Below are 16,411 nucleotides of genomic sequence, written 5' to 3'. Positions count from 1 at the left end.
CGCCATGAACCGTGTCACCTTTCCGATCACGCCGCACTCGGACGACGGCTCGATACGCGGGTTGCAGCTGGCTCTCGAGGCTCTTCTCGTACGCGGCGTCATCGTCGTTCACGACGAGGCGACGCGCAGGGCGCTCGCCGAAGCCATCGCGCGGGAGCGCGGCTCCTATGGCGATGCGACCCGAAAGACCGTGGCGGTGTTCCAGGACGAGTCCCGGCTCGGTGACGGATCTTCCGGGGATGTGGACGAGAAGACCGCTGCGGCCATCAACGCGCTCTTGGAAAAGCTCGGCCTTCTGGACGCTGCGGCGGATGGGGTTCGCATCGTTGCCGGACAGGTCACCGCTGACAAGGCCCCCTTGCCGCGCGGGCTGACCGTTCTGGCTTTCATGGACACGCGGGCGGGGCCGATACGGGTTGGTCAGGACGATGTGGACGCCACCGGCGCCTACGCGATCCGCTATTTTCCGGTGCCCGGCGACGAGACGGCGCTCAGCGTCGTGGTAGTCACGTCGGCGCAGGAGCGCCTTGCCGCATCAAAGCCACGGATGCCCTCGGGCGCGCTAGAGCGCATCGATATTGCCTTGCCGGCCACAGAGGAGGCGCGATCGTTCACGGTGAAGGGCAAGGTCGGCGGCTCGGGCCGGCCGGCTGTCGCGAGTATTTCGCTGCGGCTCTACGACGTCAACCCGGGCGGGGCCGCAGGCCTCGTGGAACTCACCACCGGCACCACGGGCGACGACGGACGCTATGAGTTTTCCTATACTCCCGGCCGCGCCTTGGCGGAGCGCGGCAAGGACCGCCCGGACCTGCTGCTGCAGGCAGTGGAGGGCGAGCGGGTCGTGGCGGCTTCCGATATCCGCTACGACGCCGGGCCCATCGAGACGATCGACCTCGTGCTGCAGTCGGATGCCCGTACCGGCGGGGGCGAGTTCGAGGCGCTGTCGGCAAGCCTGAAGCGGCGCCTGAACCTGCCGCTGCGCGATCTGCGCGAGGACGGCAAGCAAAACGACATTTCCTACCTGGCCAACAAGTCGGGCTGGGATGCCCGTACGGTCGCAATGGCGGCACTGGCGGACCGCTTTTCGGCCGATCAGACCGAGACCGGCGAAAGCCTGGCCCCCAACCTTTACTACGCGCTGTTCCGTGCCGGGCTGCCGGCGGAACCTGCCACGCTCTACGGGAGCCCGCCGGCCACCATCCGCGCCGCGTGGGAGGCGGCGGAGGCTGCCGACATCATCCCCCGGGCCGATAAGGCTGAGCGTGAAAGCCAGCTTGCCGTGTTCCGGGCGATCGCTGCCCCGCGCGCGTTGGACGCCGCCGCCATGGCGGGTGCTTCCACCTTGCGCGAACTTATTGCCGATACGTTGAAAAATGAGAGTGAGCAGCGGCAGTTCGCCCTCCTGCGCGACCAGCATCGCGGGAACGCCAAGGCGTTCTGGGAGGATGCGGAGCGGAACTTCGGACCGGAGCGTGCGGCGCGTCTGAAGCTCGATGGACGGCTCGGCAGCTTCACCCTGCTCAATGCCCCCTTGATCGCCAAGCTGCATGCGACCCAGGACAAGCCGATCGCCGACCCCTCGGATCTTGCCCGGCGCGGCTATTTCAACCCCGACCGCTGGAGTGAACTGGTGGCCGATGCTGTGCCTGCGTCTGTCGAAGGCGACACCGAGGAAAAGCGTCGCGAGAATACGGCCGCGCTGCTGGCCGCGCAGATCCGCCTTGCCTATCCGACGCTGTCCATTGCCGAGCAGGTGCGCGCGGGCGATCTGCCGGTGAAGGATACGGCGGCGGAAGCGGTGCACGCCTTTCTCGACGCGCATCACGAGCGCTTTGCCATCGGCGCCCAGCCGGTCGCGCAATTTCTGCGTCGCGAGGGGATCGAGGCCGCGGCGGATCCGAAGGTCACGGCGGCCGTCGAGCGCATCCACCGCGTCTACCAGATCACCCCGGACGACCGGAGCATGTCGACGATGCTCTCGCGCGGCTTCGATTCGGCGGCGAGCGTGATGCGGTATGGGGCGGACGAGTTCGCCTCCGCAATGGGCGAGGCCCTCGGAGGGGCCCCTGCCGCGCGTCTCGTCCACGCCAAGGCGGCGCAGGTTCACGCCGCTGTCCTGTCGATCGCCACCACCTACGTCACCAGCGCACAGGCACCGGTGATCGGCGGGCGCGCCAATTCCTTCCTTGCCGCGACCGCCGTCGGCCAGGTGGCTCCGGCGCTGGGCGGCGACGTGATCGCCATGCCGACGCTCGAGCAACTGCTCGGCCCGATGGATTATTGCGGCTGCGACCATTGCCGCTCGGTGCTGAGCCCGGCGGCCTATCTGGTCGATCTTCTCGAATTTCTCGATAGGCCGAGCGGTGCCGGGGCGAACCCGCTCGACGTGCTGCTCGAACGCCGACCCGATATAGCGGCGCTCGCGCTCAGCTGCGAAAACACCAATGTGCTCATCCCGCATGTCGACCTCGTAAACGAGATGCTCGCCCATTTCGTGGCGCATGACCTCGCCATGACGGGCTTCGACGGGCACGACGTTACCCCGGAGGATCGACAGCCCGACCTGCTAGCGGCGCCGCGTTATGCCGATGAGGCGGCGCGGCAGAAACTGGAGACCGCCCTGTTCCCGCCGCCGCTGCCGTTCTCGCAGCGGCTCGAAGCGCTCCGTGCGCATTTTCGGGCGCTCGATACACATCTCTGGAGCGTCATGACGGCGCTGCGCCCCGGCGAGACGCTCGGCGCGGCGGCCCCGGGCGGCTATGGCTGGCGCGACATCCTGCGGGAGCGGGTCGGTCTTTCGCCCGCCGAAATAAGCCTGCTGACCGATGGCAGCGTTCCGCTTGCCGATCTCGCCGGCCTTGCCGGCGACCTGGCCCCGGATGCCGTCATCGCAACGTTGTCCGAAGCCAAGGGTTTCGCCCGCCGCGCCGGCATAAGCTATGAAGAGCTCGGACGTTTGCTGGGCATGCAGTTCGTCAACCCTGAGCGTGGGCTCCTTCCGCGGCTCGAACGGCTACACGTGCCCTTCACGACATTGGCGGCGCTGAAGGCCAACACGCTCGAGGAGGCCGATTTCCGCGCCCTGCTCCCGGCAGGTCTGAACGCGGCCGACTATGGCGGCGACGTCGTGGCCTGGGCAAGGAACGACGCCGTCTATGCGCGCTACATGTCGCTCATCCTCCTCACGGACGAGGGCGCCAGTGCTGACCCCTGCTCGTTCAACCATACGCATCTGCGCAGGGCGGAACCCGACGCGGCGAGGAACCGACTTCGGGGGGTGGATTTCCGGCGCATGCTGCGATTCCTGCGGCTGTGGCGGCGGCTGGGATGGAGCATGGGCGACGTGGATGCCGCCATCGTCGCCCTCTTGCCCAGAACGCCGGCGCTGGCCGACGAGGCCGCCGAACTGGCCGCGCTCGATGCCGGCTTCGCCTTGCTGCTCGACCGGCTGGGAACGCTGCTGCTGATGATGGACCGGCTGAAGGTGCAGCCGGGGCGCGATCTCGACCGGCTTCTGGCGTGCTGGTCGGATATCGGCACGTCCGGTGCGGACTCCCTCTATGCCCGGATGTTTCTCAGCCCAGTTACTCTGGCGGCGGACCCGGCCTTTGCCGATGACGGCTATGGCGGCCTTCCCGGCCGGCCGGACGAGCGCCTGTTAGCGCATTCCGAGACGCTGCGTGCGGCCCTGAACCTTACCGGCGACGAACTCGCGCTGTTGGCGGCGCATCTCGGCTTCACGGACGGAACGCCGCTGACTCTTGGCAATATCAGCGCGCTGTCGCGGCATGGCTGGCTGGCCCGGACGCTGAAGCTGAGCCTGCGCGAGCTGCTGGAGATGATCGTCTTCTCTGGTCTCGACCCCTTCGCAGCGCCCGATTTCCGCGACCCGGCCGAGGACGATACGGACGCGGCGGCGATGGCGCCCTGCCTGCGCTTCGTGGATTTCATCGCCGCGGTGCGGGCTGCCGGGCTGAAGCCATCCGATGTGCTTCTGCTGTTTGCAGGCGTCGATGTGAGCGGCCGATCCACCCTGTCGGCCGAGACCATCGCTTCCCTTGCGCACAGCCTTCGCGCCGCGCTGGGCGCCGTCACCGCCGAGTTCGCCGTGGCCGCTGATCCTACCGGGGATATCGCACGCAGCCGCATCGCCCTGGTGGTCGGCCAGGTCACGGCCGACGCATTCGTCGGGCTGCTCGATGGAACGGCCGTGACGGAGATCGACTATGATCACAACGGGCAGGAGCTTGAAGCCGACATCGCTGCCGCCGGGGGCGAGCGCCTCATCTATGACGATTTGCGCAAGCGGCTTGCCTATGGCGGCCTGCTGCTTCCCGACAGGGCGACAGCTTTGAAAGCCGTGCCGGGCGTCTCCGCGACGTTTACCGCCGCCATCGAGGCTCTCGCAAGCGCAAGCGAGGCACAGGCCGCGCCGATCTTTGCCGCCCTGCCGGAACTGCGCCCGCTGCACGATGCCTTCGTCACGTCGGTGGCGCCGATCGAGGAGCGGCGGCAGGCGCTGCTCGACGGAATCCTGCCGTCTCTCATATCGCTCCGGAAGGAGCGCCAGGCGATCGAGACATTCGCCACGGCGATTTCGGCGCCCGCCGAACTTGTGGCGAAGCTCGCGCAGGATGTCGCGCTCCTGCATGCCAATGAGGCGCCCGCGCGCCCGGCGGTGGCCGACCTCACCGGCATCGCCGCCGGCGGGCTGGGCCTGCGGATCTACTGGCGCAGCAATGTGCAGGGCGCGGCGGATCAGGATGTGCCGCTCGTCTCCGCGCTTGACGCGCTGCCGGGAACGCCAGGCGCCATTCTCGACAACCCGGCCCAGCCCATGGAGCCGATCTCGGCCGTCTGGTCGGGCTGGATCGACGCGCCGGAGACCGGAGTCTACGGATTTTCCATCGACACCGATGCCGGCGCGAGCGTCACGCTCCAGGTGGCAGGCGAGACGGTGCCGCTCGATGCGTCGGGCAGCGTCTTTTCGAACCGGCGGCCGGTGACGCTGGCAGCCGGCACCCCCGTGCCGCTTCAGGTGACCATCGAAGGCTTCAAGGGGCGCGCGCGGCTGCGATGGTCGGCGCAGGGGATGGGCTGGCAGATCGTGCCCTCACGCCATTTCTACCCCGACAGCGCCATGGCGCGCCTGGGGGCAACGACGCGCAGGCTCGTCGGCATCGCATCGCTGGCGGCGGGCCTGAAGCTGCGGCCGGCCGAAATCGTCTGGTTGGGCAGCTTCGAGGCCGGGCGGATCGACGGCGAAGGCTGGTACAACAGGCTGCCGGCGGCGCCGATGCCGAAAGCCGCCGCGCAGCCCGCGCTGGCGGCGCGCGTCTCGACGATCAGCCAATTCGTCGCGCTTCGGCAGAAGCTCGCCCCCGATGACGGCCGGCTGGTCGCGCTGCTGACCGCGCCGACAGCGTCGATGCCCGACGGCTCGCCCGCGCTCGAAGCCATGTCCGGATGGTCGGGCGCATCTATCGACATGCTGCTGGCACGTCTCGGCGTCTCGCGGGCAGACCTCGTGCGTCCGGCCGTCTTCACCCGGCTCGCCGAGGCCATCGAGCCGTTGATCGCGCTGCGCATCCCTGCCGGCGCCCTGATGGCAGCGGCGACGGTCGATCCGAGCGCCGCGCAGGTTGCGGCGCTGCAATCCGCACTTCGCGCCCGCTATTCCGATGCCGAATGGCGCGACCTGCTGAAGCCGGTCAATGACGGGCTGCGGGCCCGCGAGCGGGACGCCCTAGTGGCGCATGTGCTACAACGCTTCCAGCTCGATCCCGCCACTCGCCATATCGACACGGCGGATCGCCTGTTCGAGCTATTCCTAATCGATGTGCAGATGCAGCCCTGCATGGAAACCTCGCGGATCCGCGCGGCGCTTTCCTCGGTTCAGCTTTTCATCGAGAGGTCGATGATGAATCTGGAACCGCGCGTCCCGCCCGCGGCCATCCGCGCCGACCAGTGGGAGTGGATGAAGCGCTACCGGGTGTGGGAGGCGAACCGCAAGGTGTTCCTCTGGCCCGAAAACTGGCTGGAACCGGAATTGCGTGATGACCAGTCGCCCGCCTTTCGCGAGGTGATGGGCTCTCTCTTGCAGAGCGACATCACCGAGGACACGGCGGCACAGGCGCTCGGCGCCTATCTCATGCAGCTCGACGAAGTGGCCAAGCTCGAACCGTGCGGCATGCACATCGCCGAACGCGATCCGGGCATTGCCGATGATCTGGTTCACGTCGTTTCGCGCAGCCACGGCGCCGGCCGCAAATACTTCCACCGCACGCGGGAAGGAGGGAGCTGGCAACCCTGGAACCCGGTCAAACTCGATATCGAGGACGCGCCGGTCATACCGGTGGTGTGGCGCGAACGCCTTTTCCTGTTCTGGCTGACGATCCGCAAGGACCCGCTGATCGATCCGAACGCCATGGATACGAGCTCGGGTGTCGGCGACAACATCGCCAGCATGAAAATGGACACCCTACGAGGCGACATGAAGAGCTTCGCCGCACGCACCACCCAAGTGACAGTAAGCGCCATCTTGAACTGGAGCGAGAAGGTCGGAGATGCCTGGCAACCGGCGCGCGCGTCGAACCCTGAACGGCCCACAGTGCTGGGCACCTTCGCGGCGGCGGGAGTGAAGGCTTTCGATCGCTCGAGCCTGCGGTTGAAGGCGACGGAAACCGGCGACTTCCTTCACTTGTCGATCTCGGGCGCGGGCAGCGGTGCGTTTTACCTCTACAACACCCATGGCTCTCCGATCCGCAGCGAGGATGTCCCGCCGATGGAGGGGGTGCTCGTTTTCCTCCTGGGCGAGGCGCGAAAGCTCACCATCTCCCATGGTGCCCTCAGCGCGCGCTACACCAGCCATTTCACCAATGCCGACGAGACGCGCCGCCTGATCAACGTGCCCAGCCTTACGCGCTTGGTCGAGTCCTCGTTCTACGTTTCCAATGCGTGGCACGCGCCCTTCATCATTGAGGACCGGCGGCACGCCTTCTATGTGCGGACGGCATCGCGCGGCGTGACCTTTTCCGAGCAGGTGTGGTTGGAGCCCGAAACCGCTGGGACGCGCGTCATCCCCGGCATTCCGCCGCTGCGGCACGAGTTCCAGGAGATACCGGCCTTCACGCTGCCTGATCCGGTCGGCCCCATCGCGACGGGCGTGCTCGCAACACACTACGAACTCGATCGGTACATCGGCGCTGATACACGGATCCGCACGGGCATGCTGAGCGCCGACACCGTCACCTTCGACGGCGTGGAGTTCGGCCTGGCCGGCCCGGTCGCCGGCAAGAAGCTCTGAGGGAGGACAACATGCTGGTCAGCAGTTCCGCCTATTCCTTCCACGATTATCGTCTCGTCGATCTCGCCCGGCGCTTCGAGACCGTGACGCGGCCAGATGTCGAATTTACCTACACATTCGACGCGTTCTTTCACCCGCTCGTCCATCGGTTGGTGGAAGAACTGAACCGCCGCTCGCTACCGGGCCTGCTCGACGCCGATTTTCATGCCGCGCTCGCTGCGGATTTTTTTGCTGCGGCCTACAAGCCTCAGGCCGAGGATCGGCAGGTTGCCTACGGCACCTTCCCAAGGAAGGAGATCGACCTTTCGCCCGGCGGCGCCTATTCGGTCTATAATTGGGAATTGCTGTTCCACCTGCCCGTCACCATCGCAGTGCATCTCAGCAAGAACCAGCGCTTCGCAGAGGCCATGCGCTGGTTCCATTTTGTCTTCGATCCGACCTCCACCGACACATCGCACCCTCCGCCGCAGCGCTACTGGCGCTTCCTGCGGTTTCGTGAGGCGACCGACAGCCACCAGTTGGACGAACTCCTCACCCTGCTCAGCAAGCCCGATCCCGAATGCAGCCAGGTCGAGCTGGATGAGAAGTTGCGCGTGCTCGAAGGTTACGAGGCCATTCGCAACCATCCGTTCCAACCGCATCGCGTGGCCCGCACCAGGCTGATCGCCTATCAGTACTCGGTGGTGATGAGATACCTCGACAATCTGATCGCCTGGGGCGACCAGCTATTTTCGCAGGATACGATCGAGACCATCAACGAGGCCAGCCAGCGCTACGTGCTCGCTGCCAATCTGCTCGGCCCCCGGCCGGAACGGGTGCCCGCGCGGGGGCAGGTCCGCACCCGCAACTATCGCGAGCTCAAGGCCGCCGGGCTGGACGCGCTAGGCAATGCGCTGGTCGATCTCGAGGGGAAATTCCCGTTCAACACCTCCGCCCCGTCGTCGCGGCCACAGGCGCCGCAGAGCGGGCCGTTATTCGGCATCGGCCGCACGCTCTATTTCTGCATTCCCCAGAACGAGAAGCTGCTGGCCTATTGGGACACGGTCGACGACCGGCTGACCAAGATCCGCAACTGCATGAACATCAAGGGCGTAGTCCGCAGCCTCGCGCTGTTCGACCCGCCGCTCGACCCGGGCATGATGGTGCGCGCCACTGCCGCCGGGATCGACATCGGCGCGCTGACCGCCGGGTTGAACCAGCCGATCGGCCCCGTCCGGGCGCAGGCAATGATCCGGCGGGCGCTTGAACTGGCGAATGAGGTCCGCTCATTGGGCGGCACCCTGCTGTCGGCAATCGAGAAGCAGGATGGCGAGTCGCTGGCATTGCTGCGGCAGGATCAGGAAACCCGCGTGCAGGAAATGTCGCGCGAGGTCCGCTATCTGCAATGGAAGCAGGCGGAGGAAGCCACGGAGTCGCTGCTGCGCAGCCGGGCCTCGACGCTCGAGCGCTATGACTACGCCCTGCGCCAGCTGGGATTGCACCGCGACGCGGCGGCACTCCCCGACACCTTCACGCTCGGCGAGCGGCGCGAGATTACCGAGGCCAATTTCGACGGCGCGCTGTCGGCTCTGGTCAGCGAGTATGATCGGCCAGTTTCGCTCCAGAACTACCCGGCGCTGCAACTGGCCGGCGAAAGCGCACCTGATCAGGCGGCGGGCGCGGTTGGCAAGGGCTTACTCTACCTCAACGCCAAGGAGAACGCGGACGTCAATACCCACGGCCCCGCTGCGCAGGGGATACGTAAGAAGTCGATGACGGCGGACCTCGTCTCCGCCGTCATGGCCATGATCCCCGATATGGGGATCGACCTGCATTTCTGGGGGATGGGCGGCCACGCCAATATCTTCGGTGGGTCCGCCCTGTCCTCGGCGGGGCGGTTCTATTCGCAGGTGAAGGGCATGGACGCCGTCAGCGAGGAGAGCCAGGGCATGGTGTCCAGCAAGCTCTCCGGCTTTGAGCGCCGGGCAGATGACTGGATGCAGCAGGCCAACCTGGCCGGCCGGGAACTCGCCCAGATCGGTCGCCAGATCGTCGGCGCCCTGATCGCCGAACAGGGTGCGCGCAAGGAGTACGATGTCGTAGGCACGCAGATCGAGCACACACGCGATGTCGACCGCTTCCTGCGCGGGAAATTCTCCAGCGCCGAACTCTATGGTTGGATGCAGGGCGAACTGTCCCGGCTGTGCCACGATTACTACCGTTTCGCCCTCGATACCGCCCGCAAGGCGGAGCGCACGGTGAAGCACGAGCTGATGCGTGCCGAGATTGACGACGTGTCCTTCATCCGGCCGGACCATTGGAATGCCGGCCGCCGCGGCCTTCTCGCCGGGGAGGGGCTGCATCTCGATCTGAAGCGGCTGGAAGCGGCCTATGACGAGAACAACCGCCGCGAATTCGAACTGACCCGCCAGGTGTCGCTTCGCCAGCTCAATCCGGCGGCACTGCTCACGCTTCGGGCCACGGGGCGCTGCCGCTTCGATATTCCAGAGGCGTTTCTCGACATGGATGGCGTGCATATCCATCGCCGGCTGCGATCGGTGGCGCTGTCGCTGCCGGCGGTGGTGGGACCCTATACGCCGCTGCACGCGACGCTGACCCTACAGCGCAGTTCCATCCGCACCTCGGCCCAGCTGCGCGATGGCGCCTATGCGCGACAGGGCGAGGACAATCGCTTCGTCGACTATCTCGGCAGTTCCGAACAGATCGTCACCAGCAGCGCCGTCGCCGATGCCGGGCTGTTCGAGCCGACCTTTCGCGGCGAAAGCACCCTTCCCTTCGAGGGTGCGGGCGTGGTGTCGAGCTGGCAGCTCGACCTGCCACGGGAATTTCCCTCCTTCGATCGCGAGTCGTTGGCGGATGCGGTTCTGCATCTGCGCTACACGGCCCGGCAGGGCGGTGAACTTTTGGCGACGCAGGCCGCGACCGAGCTGCGTGCCGCACTGGAAGAGGCAGGGACGGCGGGCCTCGCCCTGCTCTTTACCCTGGCGCAGGATTTCGCGATGGACTGGGCGGCCTTTGTTCACGGGACCAGCGATTTGTCTCTAACACTGCGCCGCACCGACTTTCCCTATGTCACGCGGGGGAGAGACATCGCTCTCGACGGCATCACCTTTTTCGCCCCCAGCAATGGACGCCTGCAGCGCAGGGATCTGCTCCTGCGCGAGACGGATGCGGCGCGTCTGGATGAACTGTCCGACAGCCTGTCAGCCGACCCGGGAGAGGCCGTGGTCGGCGCGGCCGCCGACTCCTCTGTCCTGCGTCGCGAAGCCGATCGAGCGGTGTGCCTGCTCGTGCGCTATCACCTTGCCTGAAAAATCTCGAGGTCCGGTTGAGCGTCGAGGTCACCTCGTCAGGTAAAAAAGGCCGGTTTCAGATGGAACCGGCCTGCTTTAAAGGTCGCCTGCGACCGGAGATGTTACCACTGGTAACGAACGCCAACCTTTGCAGATCCATTATTGTAATCGCCATTGAAGAGATAGCTGCCGTTGACGAAGCTGCTCCAGCCATTCTCCTTACCGAAGATATTCAGGCTGGCGATGATCTCACCGAAGCCGCCATCGAAGTTGTCATAGGCCGCGAAGTCGGAACCCGAGTTGAGGAGCCAGGCCTGATTGTTGGCTTCAAACTCGTACCAGAAGCGCCCAGTCGCCGACGCCTCGACCCAATACGCCGCCGCGTCGTAGATCCTGCCGCCGACGCGCGCACCAATGGCGGCGCGGAGGCTGTCGCCATCCTCGAACCGCACCGCCGCGCCCGGGATCTCATCCAGATTATCGATCTGGGTGTTCACGTAGGACAGCGTGGCGACAGGCTCGAACCAAGACGTTTCCGACACGGCGAACCGATAGCCGGTATCGACCACGAAACCGAGATTGGTCACGTCGGTGCTCTCGCCGGCATAGCCGATGCCGCCCAGTGCGGGGACGCCATAGTCAAGGCTCAGGAAGTCGGCCTTGAGAAGGCCATCGATGAAGAACCCGTTATTCAAGTAGGTCACATAGGCGCCGACCGTGCCACCGGTGTAATCGGCCGTGGTGCCGCCGCCGTTGAAGCTCATCTTTGAATTGATGTAGCCGCCGAGCACGCCGACGATCCAGGTGGTTTCGGCCGTCGTCTTGCCGAAATCGGCACCGGCGATAAAGCCGTAGGTGTCCTGATCGTAGCCGGTGTCATAATTGTAGATCGAGTTCAGGCCGACATAGCTCTGGTTCGCATCCCGCGCCCCCCAGCTGCCGAGTGCTTTGCCCCACACGCCGGGAGTCACGCTAGGCGTGCCCAGCACCGGCGCCTTGGTGACGAGGCCCGTCTCCTTGGAAACGATGGTGGTCGCCGGGGTGATCGCGACCGGGTTCATCAGATAGCTGCGCAGATCGACCTGGCGATCGAGCCACAGACCCGTGGTGGTGTGCCAGATGCTCTGGGCACCGGTGATGAGGCTCGGAAGCTGGTACACCGCAGCCGTCGGCGCAGATTCGAGTACCCATACATCGTCCGGGCGAAGCGCCAGATTGTAGGTGAAAAAGCCCTTGTTGATCGGCCCGCCGGCCAGCTCGAAATCCCCGAGCTGCGTTGTGCCGCCGGTCACGTCGACAACCTCGATCCCGCCCGGCACATAGCCGCCGGGTCCGCCATTGGTGTCGAACACGAACAGTCTGGTGGCCTCGCCGTCGCCAGAAGCGACCACCGTGCCACCGGAAAGGTCAAGCACATCGGCGATCGAGCCTGGCCCACCGAGATGGGCGTCGAGCACATAGAAGCCGCCACCAACAAAGGTTGTCTCGGGTACGCTGAGGCGGTCGCCGACAATGCTGTTGGCCAGCCAAATCGCACCACCATCATTATCGAAGGTTTCGAGGTTGGCGAAGGTCACGCTCTCCGGGCCCGCCCGCAGGGCCATGGTCACGAGGCCTGCATTGTAGAAAAGGTCGTCACCGGCACCAAAATCGCTGTCGCCGCGCGCTTGGAAGTCACTGCCGGCAAAATTGCCGAAGGTGTCCGCGCCATCGCCCAAATCGACGTAGCCGACGACTCCACCGAAGTTGGCAGTGAAGGAGTCACTCTCGTAATTCACGATGGCGCGGTCGTTCAGCGAACTGATCCAGCCGAGATTGACCAGCGCCGCACCGTCCTCTCCGTTGAAGACGACGCCGGCACCGTTCGCGCCCGAGCCGCCCTGCGCACGCGATCCGACCACGACGGCGGCAAAGCCGTTCGCGCTCTGGGCGTTGATCGCCTGCGAGCCGACGCCGTCGGTATCTGCCACGTCGGCAATGACGATGGCACTGCCATCGATCGCGGAGGCCGTGATCGCATTGGCGAATGCGCCATCGGTGTAGACCTCGCCCGCGATAGCAAAAGCGTCGCCCCCAGCCTGCGCCGTGATGCCATCTGAACCAAAGCCCTCAGTGCTCGTGAGCCGGTTGACGACGATGGCGTCGCCGGTCGTCGTCGTGGCCGTGATGCCGTCGGAGAACGCTCCCGCCGTGGTGACGCTGTCGACGATGACGGTCGCGTCGCCGCCCGCCGTCGCGGTGACGCCCGCCGAGTTGAAGCCGTCGGTGTCGACGGTGAGGCCGATGACGGTGGCGTCCCCGATTGCCGTCGCGGAGATAGCGTGGGCGAAGCCGCCATCCGTGTAAACTTCGCCCGCGATGACGACAGCGTCGCCCCCAGCGTCAGCTGTGATGCCGTCGGAGCCGAAGCCCTCGGTGCTGGTAAGCTGGTTGACGATGGTGACGTCGCCGTCGACGGAACCCCCGCTGATGCCGTCGGAGTCGCCGCCCTCGGTCAAGACGCTCCCGACAACGATGGTGACGTCGTCCAGGATGGAGACGCCCGCGACGCCGGCGGAAGACTCACCCTCCGTGTGGACGCTCGCCCCCACGATGATGACATCGCTTGAAGGGTCGAAAGACGTCACGCCGGGCGAGGAATCACCCGTGGTGTGGACGTTGCCGAACAGCGTGAAGGATGTGCCGTCGGCAATGTTCACGATGCCGATACTGCCGTCGCCCGAGGTCGAGACGTCGCCGGCGACGATGTAGATCGAGCCGTCTGCCGTCTCGCCCCAGATGCCGGTGGAGTTGTCGCCCGCCGTCGTGACCGACCCGGCGAGAATATAGCCGTCGCCGTCGCGGATCGTGGCGTGTATGCCATCCGCGTCATCGCCGGTGGTCTCGACGCTCCGCGCCGCGGCGGCGACGAAGTCGTCATCTGCCGTGGCCGTGATGCCCGCACCGGCAGACAGCACCGTGTCGGCCACTGCGACGGCGGGGCCCGAAGTGGCGGTGGCGATGACGCCGGCACCACCCGCGACCACGTCATTGGCGATCACCGCGGCGAACTGGTCGCCGAACGCTTGGATGCCGTTGGCGCCGGCCGCCTGGGTTTCCACCGTGCCGAGCGCCACGACGGCTGCGACGCCCTCAAGGGCTTCAGCATTCACGCCGGTCGAATTCGCGCCCGTCGTGGTCACGTCGTCGACAACGGCTAGGGCCACTCCGCCGCTTGCGGCGGAAAGCAGGCTTCCAACGTCGATCGGCAGGCCGAGCCCGCCGAGATCGAGATCGGCGATCAGGTCGCTGATGGGGCCGATATCGTCGATCGGCGTCGCAACGACGTTCACGCCGAGCGCGTTGTCACCTTGCGTCGAAACGGCACCATTGGCGACGGCGATGGCGACGCCACCCGCCTCGGCATTGATGCCGGTAGCGGCCGTCCCGGTCGTTTCCACGCCGGTGGTATAGACAAAGGCGAGGCCGGTGTCGGCCACCGCGTTAATGCCGACATCCACGCTCTGTACGTCACCGACGGTGACCAGCGCAGCGCCGATGCCAACGGTGGCATTGACGCCGCCGCCCCCGTTCGAGGTCACGTCGCCGGCGTTCACGCTGGCCACGCCGACGCCGGGGATGTCGCCGAGCACCGGCACGCCGGTGGCGCCGAGAACCTGCGCGTTGATGGCCTGGCGCTGCGCCGTCACGTCCCCGACGTCGACGGTGGCGAAGCCAAACAAGGTCGTCGCGTTCACGCCGAAGCCGTTCTCGGCCGAGACGTCGCCCGCCGTGACGGCGACGGTGCCGAGACCTGTGGTGGCGTTGATGCCGAAACCCGTGGCCGAGGTGACATCGCCGGCGGCAACGTCGACGTTGCCGACGCCGGGCAGATCGACGCCTAGGATCGTGGCGCCGGCCAACTCGGCATTGATGCCATAGCCTGACGCATTCACATCGCCCACCGCCACGGTCACGCCGCCACCGATGAGGTCACCGAGCTCGAAATCGTCAAAATTGTTCAGGTCGAAGGTCGATCCGGACGTCGCGTTGACGCCGTACCCGCCGCTCGCGAGGATGTCTCCCGTCGTGACCGCGACCGTTCCGACGTCCGTCTCCGCATTGACGCCGAAACCGGCGGCGGAGATATCCGACGACGTCACGCCGATATTACCGATCCCGGTCGCCGCGTTGATGCCATTGCCGGCATTTGAAGTGACGGTTCCCACATTGATGGCTATGTCGCCATCCGCAAACAAGCTGTAGGTGCCGCCTGTGCCACGGACCTCTGCGTTTACACCCGTGGAGTCGCTGATGATATTGCCGGCGTCGATGGTGATATCGCCGGAGCCATTGATGGCGTTTATGCCCTCTTGGCCGGCAAAGGTGGCGGTGACATTCCCGACATCGACTGTGATATCGCCGTTCGAAAAGAACGGGCTGCCAATCGGTACGAAGCCGACGAAGGGAAGTGTCTGTCCGACCTGAAGCCGCACCTGCACGTCAACACCGGCGGAATCGGACGGGCCGGCGACAATATCGCCGCCTGTAGCCGACCGGGGCCGGTTGTTAAACACCGTGCCAATGTTCGTCAGATTCAGATTGGTCGGCGTGGTGTTGATGATTGCCGGATCGGCCATCGCCGAACGCTGGCCGAGCGGGCCGCCAAAAACCAGCAATGCGCCAAGGGCCGCGCCGAGATAAAAATTGTGTCCCGTGAGAAGTTTGGGCTGGAAGGTCGATGATGCAGCCGGCGATGTCCCAGCCCGCTTTTTCCTCATCACTCGAATGTTGCATATGCAACGCGGGCTGAAGCCGCCAGCGCGGACATTCTGGTTCATCGTCATTCCCCACGTATCGCGCCACGCTTCCGACCTGCACGCAAGATGCACCGGAGTTGAAACCATGTTCGAGATATATTGAGCGGAGATTAAAATCAATTAATCGACTACGGCATCCTGGTAAGGCGCACATAAATTGTAGAACAAAGAACGTGATTGGATGATTTATCGAGATACCTCCAAGAGTTATCAAAGCCTTGGATTAGAAAGATTTCTATACGCACCGCGACCGGTCAATTTAGGAGTTGGATTAACTCTCGTTTTCTATCTTCATATGATACCATCGATTATCTCTGGGGGCGTTGCCTGGATGCAACACAAAAGACACACGGCCAACGTGCACTTTTGAGCATCAGGGGGCTCCGGAGCAGACGCTGGATAGTGACTGTAAACATCGGGCTCGACCGCTCCGCTCGACGACGAAGCTCGAAGTCTCCGGCTGTGTCATTTCGGCTGCTTTGCCGGTAAGGCGGACTAGAGCCGACTGCGGACTGTCAGTGGGCAGCGCATCCGTGCTCGGCGATGGCCTGAGAAGGTCCGTCGCTATCCCAAGCATATCGGCTCCCGTACCTTCAGAGAGGAAGCCGGCGATGGCGCAGACTGCATCAGGGGCTCTGCGTGGAGCCTCGTCGGACTGCTGCGAGCATAGCGGGCCAGGCGCCCAAGCTGGGTGTCGCCCCGGGAACCGCGCCTCAGACTGCATCGGGGAAGCCCATCAGGCCGTCGACGATGTCAAGCAGCGTATTATTCGGTGCTGACGGCGGGCAAGACGATCGAACATCGACGCTTGCAGCACCGCAAGCTCGCCGCCTAACATCGCCCCAAGACGAAGACCACACTCCGGCAATCTACGCCGCGAGTTGTGCCGGACGCGCTGACGATGGACAATTTCATCGAAATGTATGAGATAAAATCAGGCAATTTAGAGTCGCAATTTTGAGAAAATATTATGCTATATAAAACGGAATATGTCATCATCTACATTGCAAATT

Annotated in this window: 3 protein-coding genes; 2 read left to right on the top strand and 1 reads right to left on the bottom strand. The window is 65.1% G+C overall.

What is annotated here, in order from left to right; all coding sequences use genetic code 11:
- Positions 1 to 4: 4 nt before the first annotated feature.
- Both EV667_RS21605 and EV667_RS21600 read left to right on the top strand, forming a co-directional pair.
- Positions 5 to 7,306, top strand: a complete 7,302-nt coding sequence (locus EV667_RS21605; RefSeq protein ID WP_131837389.1) for a neuraminidase-like domain-containing protein — start codon at positions 5 to 7, stop codon at positions 7,304 to 7,306.
- An 11-nt stretch (positions 7,307 to 7,317) separates the two neighbouring features.
- Positions 7,318 to 10,617: a Tc toxin subunit A-related protein gene (locus EV667_RS21600; RefSeq protein ID WP_131837388.1), complete on the top strand. Its 3,300-nt coding sequence runs from the start codon at positions 7,318 to 7,320 to the stop codon at positions 10,615 to 10,617.
- A 104-nt stretch (positions 10,618 to 10,721) separates the two neighbouring features.
- On the opposite strand, the gene EV667_RS21595 is transcribed toward EV667_RS21600, so the two are convergent.
- Complete coding sequence (locus EV667_RS21595; RefSeq protein ID WP_131837387.1) at positions 10,722 to 15,419, bottom strand: beta strand repeat-containing protein; 4,698 nt, start codon at positions 15,417 to 15,419, stop codon at positions 10,722 to 10,724.
- Positions 15,420 to 16,411 lie beyond the last annotated feature (992 nt).

The sequence above is a fragment of the Ancylobacter aquaticus genome (assembly GCF_004339465.1).
GTDB lineage: Bacteria > Pseudomonadota > Alphaproteobacteria > Rhizobiales > Xanthobacteraceae > Ancylobacter > Ancylobacter aquaticus.
This window is presented reverse-complemented; position numbering and strand designations above follow the sequence as displayed.